The sequence below is a fragment of the Serratia sp. MMO-28 genome (assembly GCF_037199905.1).
Classification (GTDB): Bacteria; Pseudomonadota; Gammaproteobacteria; order Enterobacterales; family Enterobacteriaceae; genus Chania; species Chania oryzae.
Window position 1 is genome coordinate 188,916 of the sequence record NZ_JBBCVB010000005.1, and the last position, 17,769, is coordinate 206,684.

Sequence of the window (17,769 nt, forward strand, 5' to 3'; positions counted from 1 at the left end):
AACTGACCAGCATTGGTTTTTCGGCCCTGTTTTTCTCTCAACGCCCTGCGGTTTCAATCTTCGTCGTCATGTTCATCATCTTCATCCACCTCGATCGGGCAGTTGAAGTCATCAGGCTTCAGCACTAACAGATCGCACTTCAGTTGGTCGATCACGTGTTCTGCGGTATTGCCGATAAACGCGGCAGAAATCCCGGTTCGGCCGAGCGTACCCAAGACCACCACCCCGGCTTGCAGATGCTCGGCTAAATCCGGGATCACTTCTTCCGGCAGGCCTTTTTCGACGTGGGTAAACTCTTCATTGATATGGAATTTCTGCCTTAGTGCTTTCATGGCGATCAGATGCTGCCCGCGGATCGCATCGTTATACACGCTCGGGTCGAAATCCGGCAGTTCGATGGCGATATTGATGGGGGTAACCGGATAGGCTCCCACCAGGTGGACTTCAGTCTGGTTAACGTTTTGCGCCAGTTCGAGAGCTTGCTGCACCAAGCGGACGTTCAGCGGATCGTGATAGGGTTCTTCACTGGAGAGGTTGACGGCGACCAAGGCTTTGCCGCCTTCTGGCCAAGGCTGGTCTTTCACCATCCAGACCGGGCAAGGGCATTTTCGTAGCAGATGCCAATCGGTGGGGGTAAAAATCAGTGATTCCAGCCGATCGTGCTGGTGAGCCATTTTTAGCAGCAAATCGTGATTGCCGCTCAGCACTTCCTGAATAATGGCCTCGTAAGGGCGATTGTGCCAGACCACTTTAATTTCAATCGGGACGCCGTCTTCAAGGTAAAAACGGCATTGCTCTTTAATCCACGCTGCGCGTTGGCTGATCACCCCCTGCCGCATGGCGGTGCGTTCATCCGGTGAAAGCAGGGTGGTCATTTCGTAAGAGAAGTCATAGATAGGAAGGAAGGCTTTGATGCGCCCGCCGTTCCGTTTTACCAGGTACACCGCCCGGCGAAGCGCCGGTTGATCGTCCTGATTGGGGTCAATAGCCACCAGAAGATTCTGATACTTCGCCATAGGGCCTCCTTACAGCTGTAGAACAACAGCCTGTCCAATTACAAGAGTAACTCAACATTGAAAAACAGGACAGAGGAGAGACGCGATGGGCCAATAATTAATTGAAATTATTGGCCCGCGAGGTGATCAGGCACTGACGGAAACATTAATCTGTGACGTACCGGCCAGCTGTGACAGCGCATCGACGTTTTCGATGGTGATGTATTTGCCTTTGACGCTGAGGATGGCGCTTTTCTGGAAGCGCCCCAGCAGGCGGCTGATGGTTTCAACCGTCAGGCCAAGATAGTTACCGATATCACCCCGCGTCATGGTCAGACGGAATTCACGCGGTGAGAAACCGCGCTCGGCAAAGCGGCGTGACAGGTTGTAAACAAAGGCAGCCAGGCGCTCTTCCGCATTCTTCTTTGACAGCAGCAGGATCATGTCCTGATCGCCTTTAATTTCGCCACTCATCAAACGCATGATCTGCTGGCGCAGATTAGGCATCTTGCCTGAAAGATCGTCCAGCGTTTCAAACGGGATTTCACACACCATCGAGGTTTCCAGGGCTTGCGCAAAGCTCGGGTGTTTCATGCCACCAATGGCGTCAAACCCTACCAGATCGCCCGCCAGATGGAAGCCGGTAATCTGCTCATCACCCTGTTCGGTGATAGTGTAACTCTTGATGGTCCCGGAACGGATTGCGTACAGGGACTTCAGCTCGTCCCCGGCTTTGAACAGCGTCTGGCCTTTCTGGATCGGTTTTTTCCTTTCGATAATATTGTCGAGTTGATCTAACTCGTGCGTATTGAGGGTAAAAGGGATACACAGTTGGCTGATGCTGCAGTCTTGGCAATGGATCGCACAACCACCAGATTGGATACGACGAATCACGCGTTTTTCCGGGATCATAGATTACGCTCATGCAATAATTGATATGAGTCAATTTTAACATCTTTTGCGGCAGGTGATAAGGGCAGCAATAACAAGATTAAGGGTATTGTGTGCGAATTTTAAACGGCCGATCCGCCGATTATTCTATAGCTCACTGAAGTTTCATAGTTTATTGATAAATCCCCCGCATGCTGGCTTCCGCTGTTGGTTGATAAATAACGAACTCATCTAACTACCACGCCCGAATACGTATGATTAGTTTTTAATGATAGTGGTGAATTGTAATCATAACGTTAAGTAGCCAGTCAATATTTCAATACAAATTGAGCTGAATACAAACCAGCCTGACGCACAGGCTGGCTTTTCAGTTATTGGGCGCTATTTTTGGCCAACACTTCGTTGTTTAAGCGATAAGGTGCTACAGCGTTGTGGCCCGGCTGTTCGACTTTAACCACCAGCGTCAGCCCTGCAGCCACCAGATACAGCCCGGTATATACCCAGACCACTCCAACGATATCAAAGAAGGGCAGGATCACAGAGGCAATAGCCGGGGCCGCAAAGTTACTCAGCCCGGCGGACAGGTTATAGATAGAAATGGCCGCACCTTTGTGGTTCGGTTCCAATACCGGGAACACCGCCGTCATCGGCACAAAAGCCGCCACGGTGATCCCCAGCATCACCGCTGGGATCAGCGCCGCCCAGAAGTTGTGGCCGAAATAGACCGGCAGGTAGTAGAACGCCAGGCTGGAAATAGCGCAACCAATGCAGCCAAACCAGCGCACTTGCCGCATCCAGCCGATTTTTTCCCCCAGAATGCCCCACATGATGTTGGTAAAAATGGTGACGAAGAAGAACACCGCCCAGATCTGCAGCCATTCAGACATAGTGAAACCCAAACGGCCGACAAACAGCATCGGCATGATCACCGCAAAGCCAAACAGCGACAGCGTATTAATGATGCGGATCAGGCAGGCGAGGAAAATATTGCGGTTGGTGAATAGAATGGTCACCGCGCGGGAAAGTTCCTTCAGTTTCTCTTTTGGCGTCAAATCCGCCTTGCTGCTGGCTTGGCCAACGTTGCGCAGCAGAGCTAACGCCATCAGCCCACCGGCTGCCACCCAGACAATGGCAAACCACAGCGTGCCGGTTTCACCGATCAGCGGAATGGTGAAGCTGGGCAGATAGCTGCCTACACAACCGATACCGATGGAATACATCGCCCAGAACCAGCCCATAGCCGAAGAGAGCTGCTGTTTTGGCACATTCTGCACCACCAGCATAACAAAGGAATAGATGAATAACGGATAAGCCAGGCCACGAATGCCGTAGAACAACAGCATCAGCGGGTAATTTTTCATCCCCAGGCCGAACAGCATAAACAGCGCATGCATCACCACCCACAGGATAAAACCGATACGCATCGCTTTTTGCGGAGTGATGATTTCCGCCACCACGCCAGAACTCCAGGCAGCCAGCGCGGCGGCCAGGCCATAGACGGTGAACACCAGCGCTGACTGCGCCGGTGAGAATCCCATATCGGTAATGTGTTTTGACAGAAAGGCCATCTCAAAACCATCGCCGCTCATGAAAACGGCAATGGCGATATAGCCCCAGAACAGGTTCATCGGCAGCCCGAACCAGTGCTTGTGCGTTTGTTGCATAGCAAACTCCAACGTAGGTGTAAGGGAACAGGTTTTTTTATTATTTACTGCACCGGTTTATACCCGGCGCAGTGCCAACTGTTGTTGATACAGTTGGCGGTAAACGGCCAGTCGTTCACTCAGCATCGGCTGGCGTTCAGCGTTGGGCTGGAAGCTGCGCTCGATGGCCGGCTTGTGACAAACCTGAGCCACGCTGCCGCCCGTGGCCAGCCAGCCCAAACGTGCCGCCCCCAACGCGCCACCGGCCGTGCCGTCCTTATGGGTAACCACCGGCAGATCGAGCACATCGGCCATCAACTGCGCCCAATGTTCACTACGGGCGCCACCGCCGATCAGCGAACACTGCTCCAGTCGTGTTCCCGCCTGTAACAGCACCGCCAGCCCATCGGCCATTCCCAAGGCCACACCTTCCAAGACGGCATAGCCCATTGCTGCCCGCTGATGGGCATGGGTTAAGCCATGAAAAGCGCCCTGGGCCAAGGGATCGTTATGCGGGGTACGTTCGCCGGAAAGATACGGCAGGAAGACCGGGGCGAGCCGCTGTTCGGCCTGATTCATCTGAGCGATTTCGGCCAGCAGCGTGGTTTCATTGCTGCCCACCAGTTGGCAGAACCAGCGCAAGGCGCTGGCGGCGGTGAGCATCACGCTCATCTGATGCCAGCGATCGGGCAGGGCGTGGCAGAAGGCATGAACCGCCGATTGCGGGTTTGGGCGGAAACGATCGTTCACCGCAAACAGCACGCCGGAGGTGCCTAAAGAGATAAACGCATCACCAGGGTTGACCGCACCGATGCCCACCGCACTGGCTGCGTTATCGCCGCCACCACCGGCAATGGTGACATTGTCACTTAACCCCCAGGCGCGGGCGATATCCCCTTTCAATTGGCCGGAGGTTTCGCTGCCTTCGACCAAACGCGGCATATGATCGCGCGTCAGGCCGCAGGCGGCGAGCAGGCTATCCGACCAGTCCCGCTTAGCCACATCAAGCCACAGCGTTCCGGCCGCGTCCGACATATCAGACACCTTGTCACCGCTCATCATCCAGCGTAGGAAATCTTTCGGCAGCAGCACGGTCGCGGTCTGCGCGAAGATCTCCGGCTCATGGCGCGCCACCCAAAGTAACTTGGGGGCGGTAAAGCCAGGCATGGCGAGATTACCGGCAATCTGGTGCAGTTCCGGCGCACTTTGCGTCAGCTGTTGGCACTGCTCTGCGCTGCGGGTGTCGTTCCACAAAATGGCTGGGCGTAATACCTGATTATCACGGTTAAGCAGCACTGCGCCGTGCATCTGGCCGGAGAGGCCCAGCGAGCGGATCAGCGGCCACTGTTGCGGTATTTTGCTGCGCAGGCGGGCAACCACTGTTTGCGTAGCCCGCCACCAGTCGGCGGGATCCTGCTCTGCCCAGTGTGGATGCGGGCGCTGTACGTCCAGCGCCTCTCCGGCGCTGGCGACAAGGCTGCCGCTGTCATCGATCACCACGGCTTTGATTTCTGAAGTGCCTAAATCGAGTCCTAAATACATGATCCGCTCCCGTTAATGCGCCAGCCAATGGTTAACCTTGTCGATCGACTGGCGCAGCAACTGGGCAAACGGTGCACTGTGGGCCAGAGTGCTGAACAGTTTTTCATCGGCGGCAAACACGGCCACCGGATCGGCACTGTTGAACATCTGGCGCACGGCGGCGGCGTCCAGAATGCCGTCCTGATAGTCATAAGGCAGATTGTGTTGGTGCCAGCGCTGCATAAAGACAAAAAACAGCGCGGGCAGCATGGCGGTGGCCGCTGGCACCTGGCCGCGTTGATAGCACTCTTGCAACGTGGGGGTGATAAAACCGGGGATTTTGGAGAAACCGTCAGCGGCCACGCGCTGGTTGGTATCGCGAATGTGAGGATTACTGAAGCGCTCCAACACCACGTCACGGTACGCCGCCAAGTCAAGCGGGCTTGGTGTTAGCGACGGGATCACATTCTGCGTTACATAGTCGTAAGCCAACTGGCAGATCGCAGGTGTTCCGGTGCTTTCGTGGATAAAACGTTGGCCGATCAGCGTGCCCGCCCAGGCAATGCAACTGTGGCTGGCATTGAGAATGCGGATTTTGGCTTCTTCATACGGCAAGACCGATTCAACCAGCTCGACGCCCACCTCTTCCAGCGCCGGGCGCCCGGCAATGAAATCATCTTCGATCACCCACTGGATAAAGGCTTCGCCCATCACCGGTGCACGGTCCTGAAAGCCGGTGGCCTGCGCCACGCGTTGAGCAACGTCTGGAGAAGGGCGCGGCGTAATGCGGTCAACCATGGTATTCGGGCAACGGGTGTGGCTTTCAATCCAGCCGATCAGCGCCGTTTCCTGGCGCAATTGCAGGAACTGCATCAGACCATGGCGGAAACGTTCGCCGTTATGCCGCAGGTTATCGCAGTTCAATAACGTGACAGGGTCACCATTAAGCTGTTTTCTGTATGCCAACAGTTGGGCGATGGTGCCATAAATGGTGCGGCAACCGCCCAGCAGATCCGCCTGAATATCGGCATTGCCTTGATCTAGATTGAACTGGTTATCCAGATAGTAACCCCCTTCGGTCACGGTGAAAGAGATCACGCGGGTTTCTGGGCGTGCCCCTTCGGCCATCAACGCCGCCAGCTCGTTATCCCAAGGGATCACTTTACGAATGGAGGTGATGGTTTCGTACTGGCGTTCTCCTTGCGGAGTCACGGTTTCCAGCACGTATTGGCCGTTTTGCTCCGCCAGCGCATCAAGCAGTGGCGTGGCGTCGTCGCGGATATTGGCTAAGGCAATCGACCAGTGCGTATCCCCCTTGGCAATCAGGCGGTGCAGATACCATGCCTGATGAGCACGGTGAAAAGAGCCTGCACCGATGTGCAGCCAAACGGCGCGGGAAGCGTTCAAGGATGTGCTCATGATGTTCTCCGTTAAAGGTATTTTTGAGCATCGGCCCTTTTACTGGGCATTTGCTCTATCGTTGGCGATAGACTAATTAAACTTTTGCCCTTTAAATGGGCTTTAGCTCACAAAAGTGCAAATCGATGGCATAGGGAAGGGGGAATGCCGGTAAAATGGTGCATCAGCGTGAGAAGGCAGAATGGCGAAATGAATCGACACGATAAGAAACTAGACCAGGCCGCGCGTGCCGCCTGGATGTATTACGTGGCTGGGCAGACCCAACATGAGATTGCCGAGGCGCTCGGCGTATCGCGCCAGGTGGCGCAACGCTTGGTGGCGCTGGCGATAGACAGCGGCCTGATCAGCGTGAATATCTCGCATCCGGTAGGCCGCTGTATGGAACTCTCTGCCCGCCTGAGTGAACGCTATGGGCTGAGTCTGTGCCAGGTGGTGCCGAGCCAAGGGATGGAAAGCGCAGGGTTGAACCGGGCGGTGGCGGTAGCCGGTGCCGAAGTGATGGCGCAGTTTATCCGTGATGAACAACCGCTGATCATTGGCGTCGGTTCTGGCCGCAGCCTGAAGGCGGCAATTGATGAATTGCCCGATTTTGAACGGCCACAGCACAGTTGTGTATCACTGATCGGGGCGATTGCTGCCGATGGTTCCTGTACGCGCTACGACGTTCCGCTGTGGATGGCGGAAAAAACCCAGGGACGTTACTTTATTCTGCCTGCGCCGCTGTTTGCCGACAGCGAACAGGATCGTACCCTATGGTGTAACCACCGCATTTACCGCACGGTGAACGAGAAGGCTAGCCAGGCCGACGTCACCTTTATCGGTATCGGCACCATTGAGTATCAGTGCCCGTTGCACAAAGATGGGTTTATCTCGGCGGAGGAGGTAGAACGTTTATCCGCCGCGAACGCGGTGGCCGAAATGCTGGGGCATTTTATCGACAGCGCAGGGCGGCGCGTGGCCAGCGAGCTGGATCAGCGCTTGACCAGCGTCAACCTGCGGCAGCAGCCAGAAAAACCGGTGATCGCCCTGGCCGGTGGTGCGGAAAAACATCGCGCCATCCGCGCGGCCTTGCTGGGCCGCTGGATCAACGGCCTGGTTACCGACGAAGAATGCGCGCAGGCCCTATTAGCCGATTAGATCAGATCCTTTGGCAGATAGCCTTCATGCTTGAGCAGCCACTGTTTGCGTTGCACGCCGCCGGCGTAGCCGGTGAGCGCGCCTTGTGCGCCAATCACCCGGTGGCAGGGCACCACAATGCTGATCGGGTTAGAGCCATTGGCCATGCCCACCGCGCGTGATGCGGTCGGGCGGCCAATGCGTTTTGCCAAATCGCCATAGGTAATAATCTCGCCACAGGGGATCTGGCGCAGTTGCTGCCACACGGTGCGCTGGAACTCGGTTCCGGCGGTCATCACCGGGATACGGTCAATCACCGCCAACTCACCGGCAAAATAGCGTTGCATCAGCTCGGTCAGGCCGCCGGGGTTTGCTTGTTCCTGCAACGTGAAGCGATCGGCGCGATAGTGGGTGTTCAGCAACTTCATCAGGCGTGCTTCATGATCGGTCCAGTCCAGAGCGCGCATGCGGCCTTGCTCATCACCGATCAACACCAGTTCACCGACCGGCGTCGGCATACGATCAATAAAAAAAGTCTGCATGTAGTTCACTCCTCACGTTTGAGGTGCAGATTATTGCACGAAAAAACGCAAAGCGATGGCGGATTTCGGACACCAGGATCGATAACTCAAGTCTGAATTGCTACCGGGTATTAGGATCGCTAGGATGAGGGTTTTATTCCGTTGGAGCACATGATGTTTCACCCTTATCCCCCCAGTTTACTGGCGGCGCATGAGCCTGCGGCGGTGGCCGTTGAGCGGCCGCAGGGCATATCTCCATTTTTGTTATTGTGCGATCACGCCGGGCAGGCGATCCCACAGCGTTTGGGCGATCTCGGCTTGGCCAGCGGTGAGATCGATCGTCACATTGGTTGGGATATTGGTGCGCTTAATGTTTCACAGCACCTGGGCCAGCATCTTGATGCCACGCTGATTCATCAGCATTACTCACGGTTGGTGATCGACTGCAACCGTACCCCGGGGGGAGTGACTTCCATTCCGCTAATCTCTGAGTTGACCTCTATTCCTGGTAACCACGGCATCACGGCGGCTGAAATGGGGGCGCGCGAGCAGGAGATTTTCCAGCCTTACCATCAGGCGATCGCGCACACCTTGAACACCCGTCTGGCGCAAGATCGGCCCTGTGCGGTGATTGCCATGCACAGTTTTACCCCGGTTTTCAAAGGCGAGGTGCGCCCGTGGCAGGTGGGGTTGCTATTTAACCGCCAGCCCAAATTTGCCTTACTGCTAGCGGAGTTGCTGCGTGAGGAAGGGGATCTGCAGGTGGGCATTAACCAGCCTTATGCCATGACCGATGCTACGGATTATACGCTGCCGGTACATGCGGAACGCAGGGCATTGCCGTATGTGGGTATTGAAATCCGCCAGGATTTAATCGCCGATGCGCCAGGGCAAAAAGCCTGGGCGGCCCGTTTTGCCCGGCTGCTTCCTCAGGTGTGGCAGCGTTGGGAGATTTGACGAGACAACCAGCACGAGTGTTGAACAAAGCGCGGTGAGATTTGGGGGATTACGCAAATTCAGAGCGCAGTGTTTGCCTTCGCGCTGGACTTCAGCAAGAGCAAGAAACGGCTTTGTGCGTTACACCAGCGCCTGCAGGCTGCCAATTTCCTGCCAGCTATGTTGCGCCGTATCTGTCAAAACCGCACAGACTTCATGACCGGTGGCCACAACGGCGTCGCTGAGCGGTTTACCGTGCAGCAGATGGCTGACCAGCAGGGCGGTGAACATATCCCCAGTGCCTTTCACGGCTGAGGCGATTTTGGCATGGGTAAAACTCTGGGCATCGCTTTTGGTCACCAATAACAGACCCACCTCATTGGCATTGTTGGCCACGCCGGGAGCGCTAGTGACCAATACCCACTCGGTATTGCCCTGCAGCAAGGCCTGCGCGGCCCGCACGCTTTGTTCCCGGGTGGTTAACGGCCGATCGCCCAGTTGCTCCAGTTCGAATCCGTTCGGTGTCACGCCATGCGCCAACCGCAGAAAAGCCGAGCGATAGCTGTCGACGAGCTGTTTATCGACATAGACTCCTTCGCCGTAATCGCCCATCACCGGATCGATATAAATTCTAATCTCTGGGTTGATGGCGATAACGCGCGGCAGCCAGGTAGCCAAGATATCGCACTGCTCCGCATTCCCCAGATAACCGATAATCACCGCCCGAGCGTGGCGAACGACATCGCGGGCGATCAAATCTTCCAGAAAGCCGCTGAACCACTCGCTGGCGATCGTCCCGCCGTGAGGCGCGCCATAATAAGGCGGGCAGCCAAACAGCACGCTTGGCACCTGCAGCACTTCAAGGTTTTTCTTCAGCAATGTACGATAGGCAATGGCATTCCCTACGCTGCCGTAGATCACCTGTGACTGAATGGTGATGACATCGATCGGCGGCGAGCGCAGTGTTACAACAGATGACATAGTGGTTTTCTCTGCGGAGGGTTAACAGCCAGCATCCGCAAAATGCAGGTGCTGGCAAACGTGGCATCAGGATTTTTTACTGGCTACCGGCGCATATTCAATGGGGACCCAGACATAACCCGATTTCTCGGCACGCACATGGCCCAGCCCTGGGAATGGCAAGTGTGCACCACCGACCCACAGCTGTTTTTTGGCGGCGTCGGCAAAAACCTTCAGGCGTGTGGCAATGGCTTGTTTGCTGTCGGTATCGAACTCCAGCGAGACTTTTGGTTGAGCAAACTGCAGCGAATGGCTATGCACAATATCGCCCCATAACAACAAGTTTTGCCCTGCTGAGCTGAACAGATACGCGGTGTGCCCTGGCGTATGGCCTGGCGTTGATACCACTTCGACTCCGGGGAGCAGGGTATCGCCAGGGGCATAGCGCTTCAGCCGCCCTTGAGCTTCATAAGGGGCAACGGCCTCTTGCGACAGCTTGAACATCGGTTGGGCCGCTTGCGGTGCCTTTTGTGCGATCTCCTTGCTCAGCCAGTAGTCCGCTTCCGCTTTGGCGACATACAGGGTGGCGTTAGGGAAGGCCGCTTTGCCCTGATCGTTGATGCCGCATGCGTGATCCGGGTGCAGGTGGGTCAGCAATACGGTATCAACCTGCTCAGGCTGATAACCAGCGGCGCGCAAATTGCTCTGAATTGCCCCCAGCGTCGGGCCGAAGCACTGTGCGGTCCCGGCATCGACCAGAACCAGATTCGTCCCGGTATTCACCAAGAAAGCGTTAACCGCCGTTTGAATGCCCGAAGTGCTGTCGACAAACATGCGTGCCAGCAGCTTTTGCATATCGGGTTCGCTGATGTTGTGGAATAACTTGGTTTGCAGGTTGGTGTAGCCATCGTACAGCGCCGTGACCTCCATGTTACCCAGCATCATGCGATAGTAACCGGGAACCTGGGTTTGCTGCTGTGCTGGCGCACTGGCAGCGCTGATCTGCGGCCCGACGCTGGCACAGGCCAGGGCGATGGCTAACAACGTGCGGCGAACAGAATGCTTCATAAAGATCCCTTTTAAGTGGATGGAGAGAAGAGGTGACTGTCGGTGATAATACAGTGCGGCAAGTGTAAATTTTATATCAACAAATGCGCTCACCCACCAGTGATATCAATGGGAAAGGGGCAGCTATCGGCGACGCCTTTAATGCATTAGACATCACGGCATGGCAGCGTGCATTATGCGCATAATCAACACGGTGAGATGGAAACCTCATGACAGACTCTAGCGCCACCCACACTGAAGTCACTGCCCCTCCCGATAATACCCAACTGTTTCTCGGTTTTTTGCTGCTCGGCCTGACCGGCTTTGGCGGGGTACTGCCACTGGCACGCAGCATGTTGGTTGAGAAAAAACGTTGGCTGACCGGGGCTCAGTTCACCGAGTTATTAGGCTTGTGTCAGTTTCTGCCCGGCGGCAATGTGATCAACCTTTCCGTGGCGGTAGGCATGGAGTTTCGCGGGCTGCGTGGTGCTCTTTGTGCTTTGCTGGGCCTGATCTGCGCTCCCACCGCGATCGTCATCGGCCTGGGTGTGATGTATACCCGTTTCCAGAACGAGCCCCATGTGCAGCACGTTTTTGCCGGATTGGCCGCAGCAGCGGCGGGATTGCTGCTTTCTACCGGCATAAAAATGCTGTTACCGCTGTGGAGAAAATGGCTGGCGCTCGCGGTGGTTGCCATTTGCCTGGGAGCGATCGCCTGGCTGCATTTACCGCTTTTGCCCACCATGCTGGCGCTGGCCGCACTGAGTATCCTGTTGGCGTGGAGGAAGTCTATATAATGGCGATATTCATCTCATTAGCGATCATTTTTGGCCAGCTTTCCCTGATGGCACTGGGCGGCGGCTTTACCATTTTGCCGGAGATGCAGCGGCAGGTGGTGGATGTGCATCATTGGATGACGGCACAGGAATTCAGTGCGCTATTCGCCATGGCGCAGGCCGCTCCGGGGCCGAATATGATGATCGTACCGCTGATTGGCTGGCACGTGGCGGGTTGGGGTGGGCTGCTGGTGTCCGCCGTTGCTAATTTTGTTCCTTCTTCCCTGTTGACGGTGCTGGTGATGAAGGCCTGGAAGCGCTTCAAGGACCGGCCATGGCGGCAGAAAGTGCAGGCGGGGCTGGTGCCGGTAACGGTTGGGCTGGTTGTCGCCAGCGGTATCTTGATCACCGAAGCTTCGGTCACCAACTGGCGGCTAGCGCTGCTGACCCTGCTGGCCACGCTATTGGGGATGCAAAAGCGCCTCCACCCGCTGTGGATCCTGGCAGGTGGGGCGCTGTTGGGGTTATTGGTGGCCTGACGGTATCAAAGCATCATAATTCTTGCGGCGGTAATTCAGCGCCGACAGCGCCCAGAACAACACAAGCAGCACAACGGCGGCGTATCCGACGCTGCTCATATGCTGGCTGAGCATGGCCACGCCGCGCCAGAGGCCGCCTTGTAACCCCAGCGTGTCGGTCAGCAGCCCCAAACCTTCCAGCCCACCGATCGCTAAAGCGATCGCGGTGATGGTCAGTTTGGGAAAATGCACGGTTAATCATCTTACGTCCTGTCAAAATTTGCAGAAAAAATCGGGGAAGCCTCCGGCACCATACTATCCCCGAAGGTGTGGCGCTCCAGGCGGTTACATCACATCTTCCACCGCGCTGCGCAGCCGGGCTTTCATGTCGCTGTAGCTTTGTTGGGCGTAGTTTTCTGCCCAGTTCTGATCGGCGATCGCCTCCAGTTTCACCGCGCAGTATTTGGTTTCTGGCGTTTTAGCGATCGGATCCAGGTTCTCCTGCGTCAGTTCGTTACAGGCGCCGATCCACCATTGATAGGTCATATACACCGCCCCCAGATTGATGCGCTCGTTATGGTTGGCGCGGCTAATCACTTTGCCACGGCGTGAAGCCACCCACACCAACTGTCGATCGGCGATCCCCAGTGCGGTGGCGTCTTGCGGATTGATCTGCACCCAGCCCGGTTCATCCGCCAGCGTTTGCAGCGCGGCACAATTACCGGTCATGGAGCGGCAGGAGTAGTGGCCCACCTCACGCACGGTACAGAGCACCAGCGGGTAGCTGGCATCTGGGATCTCCGCCGGCGGGCGCCAGGCGGTAGCAAATAACTGGCCTTTGCCAGAGGGGGTAGTGAACTGGTTACCCTGGTACAAATAGGGCGTGCCGGGGCTGTCCAGCGTGGTACATGGCCATTGCACGTGGCCGAGCTCGCCCATTTTCTCGTAGGTGGCACCGTAAAACAGTGGGCACAGCTCGCGCATTTCGTCCCAGATCTGCTGGTTATCGTCGTAATGCATCGGATAGCCCAGTTCGGTGGCCAGCAGGCTGATGATCTCCCAGTCACGTTTGACGTTGTATTGCGGCTCAATGGCTTTTTCAAAGCGCTGGAAACCGCGATCGGCGCAGGAGAACACGCCGCCGTGCTCGCCCCAGGAGGTGGCGGGCAGGATCACATCGGCCTGCTCGGCGGTCTTGGTCATAAAGATGTCCTGCACCACCACAAACTCCAGCGCTGCAAACGCGCTGCGCACCAGGCTCAGATCGGCCTCGGTCTGCAGCGGATCTTCCCCCATGATGTAATAGGCTTTCACTTTGCCATCATGCACCAGGTGCGGGATTTCGGTAATGCGATAACCGATCTCCGGGTCCATCTGTGCGGCATCAATGCCCCAGGCGGCGGCGAACTTGGCGCGCACCGCGGCGTCGGTCACGGGCTGATAGCCGGGGAATTCATTAGGCAGTACGCCCATATCGCAGGCCCCTTGCACGTTATTCTGCCCACGCACCGGCCCAACGCCGACGTTGGCGCGCCCCAGATTGCCGGTCAGCAACGCCAGGCTGGCGATACCTTTCACCACATCCACCGCCTGGCCGAACTGGGTGACGCCCATGCCCCACATCACCGTGGCGGAAGGGGCGCTGGCGTAGGTGCGCATCGCCTGGCGGATCTGCTGGGCGCTGACGCCGGTCAGGCGTTCCACCGCTTCCGGCGCGTAATCGGCCACCTGCTGGCGATAAACGTCGAAACCTTCGGTGTACTTGGCCACGTAATCGCGGTCATACAGATTCTCTTCGATCAGCACGTGCGCGAAGGCATTGATCAACGCCATATTGCAGCCGTTTTTGATCTGCAGGTGCTGATCGGCAATGCGTGCGGTTTCAATGCGGCGCGGATCGCACACTATAATCTGCGCGCCTTTCTCTTTGGCTTTCAACACCCGGCGGGCAACGATCGGGTGCGAGTCGGCGCAGTTGTAGCCGATGATCAGCAGGCATTTGGAGTTTTCGATATCACCTATCGAATTGCTCATCGCACCGTTACCCAGTGTGGCTTGCAGACCCGCTACCGATGGGCCATGGCATACGCGGGCGCAGCAGTCGACGTTGTTGTTGCCGATCACCGCACGGGCAAATTTCTGCATCACATAGTTGGTTTCATTACCGGTGCCGCGTGAGGAACCGGTATGCATAATGGCGCGCGCGCCGTGCTGTTGCTTGATGGCTTTCAGCCGCTGTGCGGTGTAACTGATGGCTTCATCCCAACTGACGGCTTCAAATCTGCCGCCTTTTTCACGGCGGATCAGTGGCTGGGTCAGGCGCGGCGTCAGCAGTTTGGTATCGTTGAGAAAGTCCCAGCCGTAATAGCCTTTCAGGCACAGTTCCCCCTGATTGGTCGCGCCATCAGCGGCTTCTGCCCTGATAATTTTGCCGTTATCCACCACCAGTTTCATTTTGCAGCCTGCACCGCAGTAAGGGCAGACGGTTGTGATTTTTTTCATCGATTCTATTCCTAAAACAGGGATGACAGAGTGTCGAGCGCAGCGCGGCGGCGTTTCTCGGCGTTCATGGCCTGCAGCATGTTGCGGTCTACACAGTGCAGCGCGTTGGTTGGGCAGGTTTCCATGCAGGCCGGGCCGTTCGCGCGCCCGTTGCAGAGATCGCACTTATGCGCTTCGGCTTTCTCGCTGATGGCGCTGATTGCCGCACCGTTCTGGCGGATCACCGGGCGGGTGATCACTTCCATCGCGCCGTAGGGGCAGGCCACCACGCAGGTTTTGCAACCGATGCAGCGTTCCTGCATCACCAGCACCATGCCGTTGGTGCGGCGGATGGCCCCGTTCGGGCAGACGTTGGCGCAGGGCGCGTCTTCGCACTGGCGGCACAGCACGGCGGTGCTGACGTTGACGCCCTTAATCACATGCAGGCGTGGGGCAAAATTGGCGGCGTTGATCGCGGTAACATCCTGGTTTTCGCTGTGTGCTACCACGCAGGCAATTTCACAGGTGCGGCAGCCGATACACTTTTTCGGATCGGCGATAATGAACCGGTTCATCAAAAACTCCTGGTTAACCCATCAGGGAGAGCAAAGGGGGAATTCTGCCTCTGGCTATACATAAAACATGCCAAGTCGATAAATTTCATAAAAACAAGGCATTAGCGATCGCATGATGCTGCTGTCGACAGCGGTTCGACATAAATGACGATGTGGTGTCAGGCCGTCGTCAGTCGTGGATAACCGCCGTCAGGCAGCCAGTCATGCAGGCGTTGGTGCAGCCTTGCCACCGCCTGTTGCACCGCTGAGCTAATCGGGTAATAAAACGCCACCACCTCCGGCTGAATACCGATAAAGGTAATGTCCGGCACGCTTGGGCGCAGTTGATCGATCAGGAAACTGAGCGGCAGATTGTGGGTAGTCATGATGAACAGTTCGGCAATCTCATTTTCGTCGATCGCGCGGGTTTCCCCGGCAGCCAGCCCCATATCGGTGGCATCGACGATCACCAGCCGTTCGGGCCGCAGTTCGCGGATAAAACCGATGTCGTTTTCCGGTGCGGCACCACCGTCAACCACCGTCCAACCGGCGGGCGGTGTTTTGGTGCACAACTCCGCCAGCAGCGGCCCGGCACCGTCGTCGCCCATCATGCAGTTGCCGACGCACAGCAATACGTTAACCATCGTGCCTCCTGACCATCAGATAAATTGCGGGTTCGTTTTCAATCAATTGCAGCAGGGCGATCAGCCGCTGGCTCCAGCTTTGTTGCTCAAGGCTCATCTGCGGCATTGCCTTGCTCAGCGCCGTGGCCAGCAGATGGGTGTGGCTGCTGTCGATGCAGATCTCACCAAAGCGTTCCACGCCCTCCAGTTTGCGCCGCGCCGCGTCGCCTGCTGGCAGTTGGGCGACCCAGGTGTGAAAGGCGCTCAGCGGGCATTGCAGCTTGGCTTCCAGGCAGTCGATCACCCCCAAATGGTGGCCAATTGCCAGGCTGTAATAGATCACCTCCTGGGCTTTGGGCGGGGCTTTCTTCTCCTGCACAAACTTGCGGCTCAGCGAATAAAACACCACCTGTGCGCTTGCATGGTTCATAAGCGCAGCTCCCCGCGCTGTACGCGCTGATAGATCGCTTGCAAATTACCGATAATCTCGCTCAGCCGCAGATCGTCCTGCTGTTGCAGGTAAGCGCTGATGCGTTGTTCAACCGGGAGCGGATCGTCAGCGGTCAGCAACTGCATAAACTGGTCGGCGATCTGGCGGCCATAGCGATAACCGGCCATGCGCCGCGCTTCGCGATCCAGCAACACCCGCAGCGGCTGCGGCACTTGCGGGTGCAGCAATATGGCGGCTGCACCTTGGGTTTCGTCGTGCTGCTGGCCTTTAATCTTCTGATCCAGCAGGCCAAGCGCCATGGCAAAACCGTAGATCGTCGCCGCGGGCGTGGGCGGGCAGCCGGGGATATACACATCTACCGGCACGATGCTGTCTGTGCCGCCCCATACGCAGTACAGATCGTGGAAAATGCCGCCGCTGTTGCCGCAGGCACCGTAAGAGATACAGATTTTCGGATCGGGCGCTGCCTGCCAGGCGCGGATCGCCGGAATACGCATCGCTCGCGTCACCGCACCGGTAAACAGCAGAATGTCGGCGTGGCGCGGTGAGGGCACCACTTTAATGCCGAAGCGTTCGGCGTCGAACAAGGGTGAAATAGCGGCGAAAATCTCAATTTCACAACCGTTGCAGCCACCGCAATCCACGCGGTAAACGTAGGCAGAACGGCGGATATCCAGCAGCAGCGTGGTTTTCAGCTGCTGGATGCTGTCATCAAGCGCGATCGGTATCGGCAGGCCATGTGCATCACGTGGGCCAATCACTGTCTGGTTCATCAGATCGCCTCCCGCACAAGGTGGCGGCCAACGTCGATGCGGTGGGTCTGGGTCAGGCTTTGTTGCTGCTTGCAGGCCGGGCAGGTTTCAAACTGCACGCGGCGGGAAGCAGCTTCGGCGCTGCTCAGCCCCAAGAGCGCGATGGCGTAATCAATTTCCTTTTGTGGCGCATAAAGCTTGCCGCACTGGCGGCAGTGGCAGAGGGTAAAATCGGCTTGCTCGTATAAATCCTCTTTGCGCCACACCGCCAGCTCAAACTGCGGTGAAAGCCGGATGGCCGCGGTGGGGCAAACCTCCTCACAGCGGGCGCAAAAAATGCAGCGGCCAAGGAACAGTTGCCAACGCAGGGTGCTGCTGGCGGTCTCGGTGGCCATGGTCAACGCATTGGAGGGGCAGGCGTTGGCGCAGGCACCGCAGGCAATGCACTGCTGCGGATCATATTCGGGCTTGCCGCGAAAATTCGGGTCAACCGCCAGCGGCTGCGCCGGATAAGCGACGGTAACCTGGCCGGTTTTCAATACTTTTTTGATCAGTTTCAGCATGA

Annotated in this window: 19 protein-coding genes; 4 read left to right on the forward strand and 15 right to left on the reverse strand. The window is 56.9% G+C overall.

Going from position 1 to position 17,769, the window contains the following annotated elements; translation table 11 throughout:
• Nucleotides 1-53 precede the first annotated feature (53 nt).
• From uspE to dalD, 5 genes are all read right to left on the reverse strand, one after another.
• A complete protein-coding gene (gene uspE / locus WG891_RS06395) occupies nt 54-1,016 on the reverse strand; it encodes a universal stress protein UspE (protein WP_337261964.1) in 963 nt (320 codons plus the stop codon).
• Between the two features lie 126 nt (nt 1,017-1,142).
• Nucleotides 1,143-1,907 carry a fumarate/nitrate reduction transcriptional regulator Fnr gene (gene fnr, locus WG891_RS06400; RefSeq protein ID WP_156292303.1) on the reverse strand — a complete coding sequence of 255 codons (765 nt, stop codon included), beginning with the start codon at nt 1,905-1,907 and terminating at the stop codon, nt 1,143-1,145.
• A 350-nt stretch (nt 1,908-2,257) separates the two neighbouring features.
• A complete protein-coding gene (locus WG891_RS06405) occupies nt 2,258-3,550 on the reverse strand; it encodes an MFS transporter (RefSeq protein WP_337261965.1) in 1,293 nt (430 codons plus the stop codon).
• 57 nt (nt 3,551-3,607) lie between these two features.
• Nucleotides 3,608-5,071, reverse strand: a complete 1,464-nt coding sequence (gene xylB, locus WG891_RS06410) for a xylulokinase (protein WP_337261966.1) — start codon at nt 5,069-5,071, stop codon at nt 3,608-3,610.
• A gap of 12 nt (nt 5,072-5,083) precedes the next feature.
• On the reverse strand, nt 5,084-6,469 hold the full coding sequence (dalD, locus tag WG891_RS06415; RefSeq protein ID WP_337261967.1) for a D-arabinitol 4-dehydrogenase: 1,386 nt from the start codon (nt 6,467-6,469) through the stop codon (nt 5,084-5,086).
• 189 nt (nt 6,470-6,658) lie between these two features.
• On the opposite strand from dalD, the gene WG891_RS06420 reads away from it, so the two are divergent.
• Nucleotides 6,659-7,606 (forward strand): sugar-binding transcriptional regulator, encoded by a 948-nt coding sequence (locus tag WG891_RS06420; protein ID WP_076940376.1) that lies wholly within the window; start codon nt 6,659-6,661, stop codon nt 7,604-7,606.
• On the opposite strand, the gene ogt is transcribed toward WG891_RS06420, so the two are convergent.
• Nucleotides 7,603-8,127 carry a methylated-DNA--[protein]-cysteine S-methyltransferase gene (gene ogt / locus WG891_RS06425; protein WP_337261968.1) on the reverse strand — a complete coding sequence of 175 codons (525 nt, stop codon included), beginning with the start codon at nt 8,125-8,127 and terminating at the stop codon, nt 7,603-7,605. The two genes, WG891_RS06420 and ogt, sit on opposite strands and share 4 nt — an antisense overlap.
• A gap of 153 nt (nt 8,128-8,280) precedes the next feature.
• On the opposite strand from ogt, the gene WG891_RS06430 reads away from it, so the two are divergent.
• Nucleotides 8,281-9,063 carry an N-formylglutamate amidohydrolase gene (locus tag WG891_RS06430; protein ID WP_337262000.1) on the forward strand — a complete coding sequence of 261 codons (783 nt, stop codon included), beginning with the start codon at nt 8,281-8,283 and terminating at the stop codon, nt 9,061-9,063.
• A 120-nt stretch (nt 9,064-9,183) separates the two neighbouring features.
• Here the strand turns inward: WG891_RS06430 and WG891_RS06435 are convergent, their stop codons facing one another.
• Together WG891_RS06435 and WG891_RS06440 are read right to left on the reverse strand one after the other, a co-directional pair.
• On the reverse strand, nt 9,184-10,023 hold the full coding sequence (locus tag WG891_RS06435) for a PfkB family carbohydrate kinase (RefSeq protein WP_337261969.1): 840 nt from the start codon (nt 10,021-10,023) through the stop codon (nt 9,184-9,186).
• A 66-nt stretch (nt 10,024-10,089) separates the two neighbouring features.
• Nucleotides 10,090-11,070, reverse strand: a complete 981-nt coding sequence (locus WG891_RS06440; protein ID WP_337261970.1) for an MBL fold metallo-hydrolase — start codon at nt 11,068-11,070, stop codon at nt 10,090-10,092.
• A 209-nt stretch (nt 11,071-11,279) separates the two neighbouring features.
• Between WG891_RS06440 and WG891_RS06445 the strand changes: the two genes are divergently transcribed.
• Nucleotides 11,280-11,846, forward strand: a complete 567-nt coding sequence (locus WG891_RS06445) for a chromate transporter (RefSeq protein ID WP_337261971.1) — start codon at nt 11,280-11,282, stop codon at nt 11,844-11,846.
• Nucleotides 11,846-12,364, forward strand: coding sequence for a chromate transporter (locus tag WG891_RS06450; protein ID WP_443006046.1), 519 nt, complete (start codon nt 11,846-11,848; stop codon nt 12,362-12,364). Before WG891_RS06445 ends, WG891_RS06450 begins: the two co-directional genes overlap by 1 nt.
• Here WG891_RS06450 and WG891_RS06455 read toward each other — a convergent pair.
• The 7 genes from WG891_RS06455 to WG891_RS06485 form a co-directional block, all read right to left on the reverse strand.
• On the reverse strand, nt 12,350-12,595 hold the full coding sequence (locus WG891_RS06455) for a hypothetical protein (RefSeq protein WP_337261972.1): 246 nt from the start codon (nt 12,593-12,595) through the stop codon (nt 12,350-12,352). The two genes, WG891_RS06450 and WG891_RS06455, sit on opposite strands and share 15 nt — an antisense overlap.
• Before the next feature lie 93 nt (nt 12,596-12,688).
• Nucleotides 12,689-14,845: a formate dehydrogenase subunit alpha gene (gene fdhF / locus WG891_RS06460; protein WP_337261973.1), complete on the reverse strand. Its 2,157-nt coding sequence runs from the start codon at nt 14,843-14,845 to the stop codon at nt 12,689-12,691.
• 11 nt (nt 14,846-14,856) lie between these two features.
• Complete coding sequence (gene hydN / locus WG891_RS06465) at nt 14,857-15,399, reverse strand: electron transport protein HydN (RefSeq protein ID WP_337261974.1); 543 nt, start codon at nt 15,397-15,399, stop codon at nt 14,857-14,859.
• 158 nt (nt 15,400-15,557) lie between these two features.
• Nucleotides 15,558-16,022 carry a hydrogenase maturation peptidase HycI gene (gene hycI / locus WG891_RS06470; protein WP_337261975.1) on the reverse strand — a complete coding sequence of 155 codons (465 nt, stop codon included), beginning with the start codon at nt 16,020-16,022 and terminating at the stop codon, nt 15,558-15,560.
• Nucleotides 16,015-16,431 (reverse strand): formate hydrogenlyase maturation HycH family protein, encoded by a 417-nt coding sequence (locus tag WG891_RS06475; protein ID WP_337261976.1) that lies wholly within the window; start codon nt 16,429-16,431, stop codon nt 16,015-16,017. The genes hycI and WG891_RS06475 overlap by 8 nt, the downstream gene beginning before the upstream one ends.
• Nucleotides 16,428-17,225 (reverse strand): NADH-quinone oxidoreductase subunit B family protein, encoded by a 798-nt coding sequence (locus WG891_RS06480; protein ID WP_337261977.1) that lies wholly within the window; start codon nt 17,223-17,225, stop codon nt 16,428-16,430. The genes WG891_RS06475 and WG891_RS06480 overlap by 4 nt, the downstream gene beginning before the upstream one ends.
• Nucleotides 17,225-17,767, reverse strand: a complete 543-nt coding sequence (locus WG891_RS06485; protein WP_337261978.1) for a formate hydrogenlyase complex iron-sulfur subunit — start codon at nt 17,765-17,767, stop codon at nt 17,225-17,227. The genes WG891_RS06480 and WG891_RS06485 overlap by 1 nt, the downstream gene beginning before the upstream one ends.
• Nucleotides 17,768-17,769: the final 2 nt, after the last annotated feature.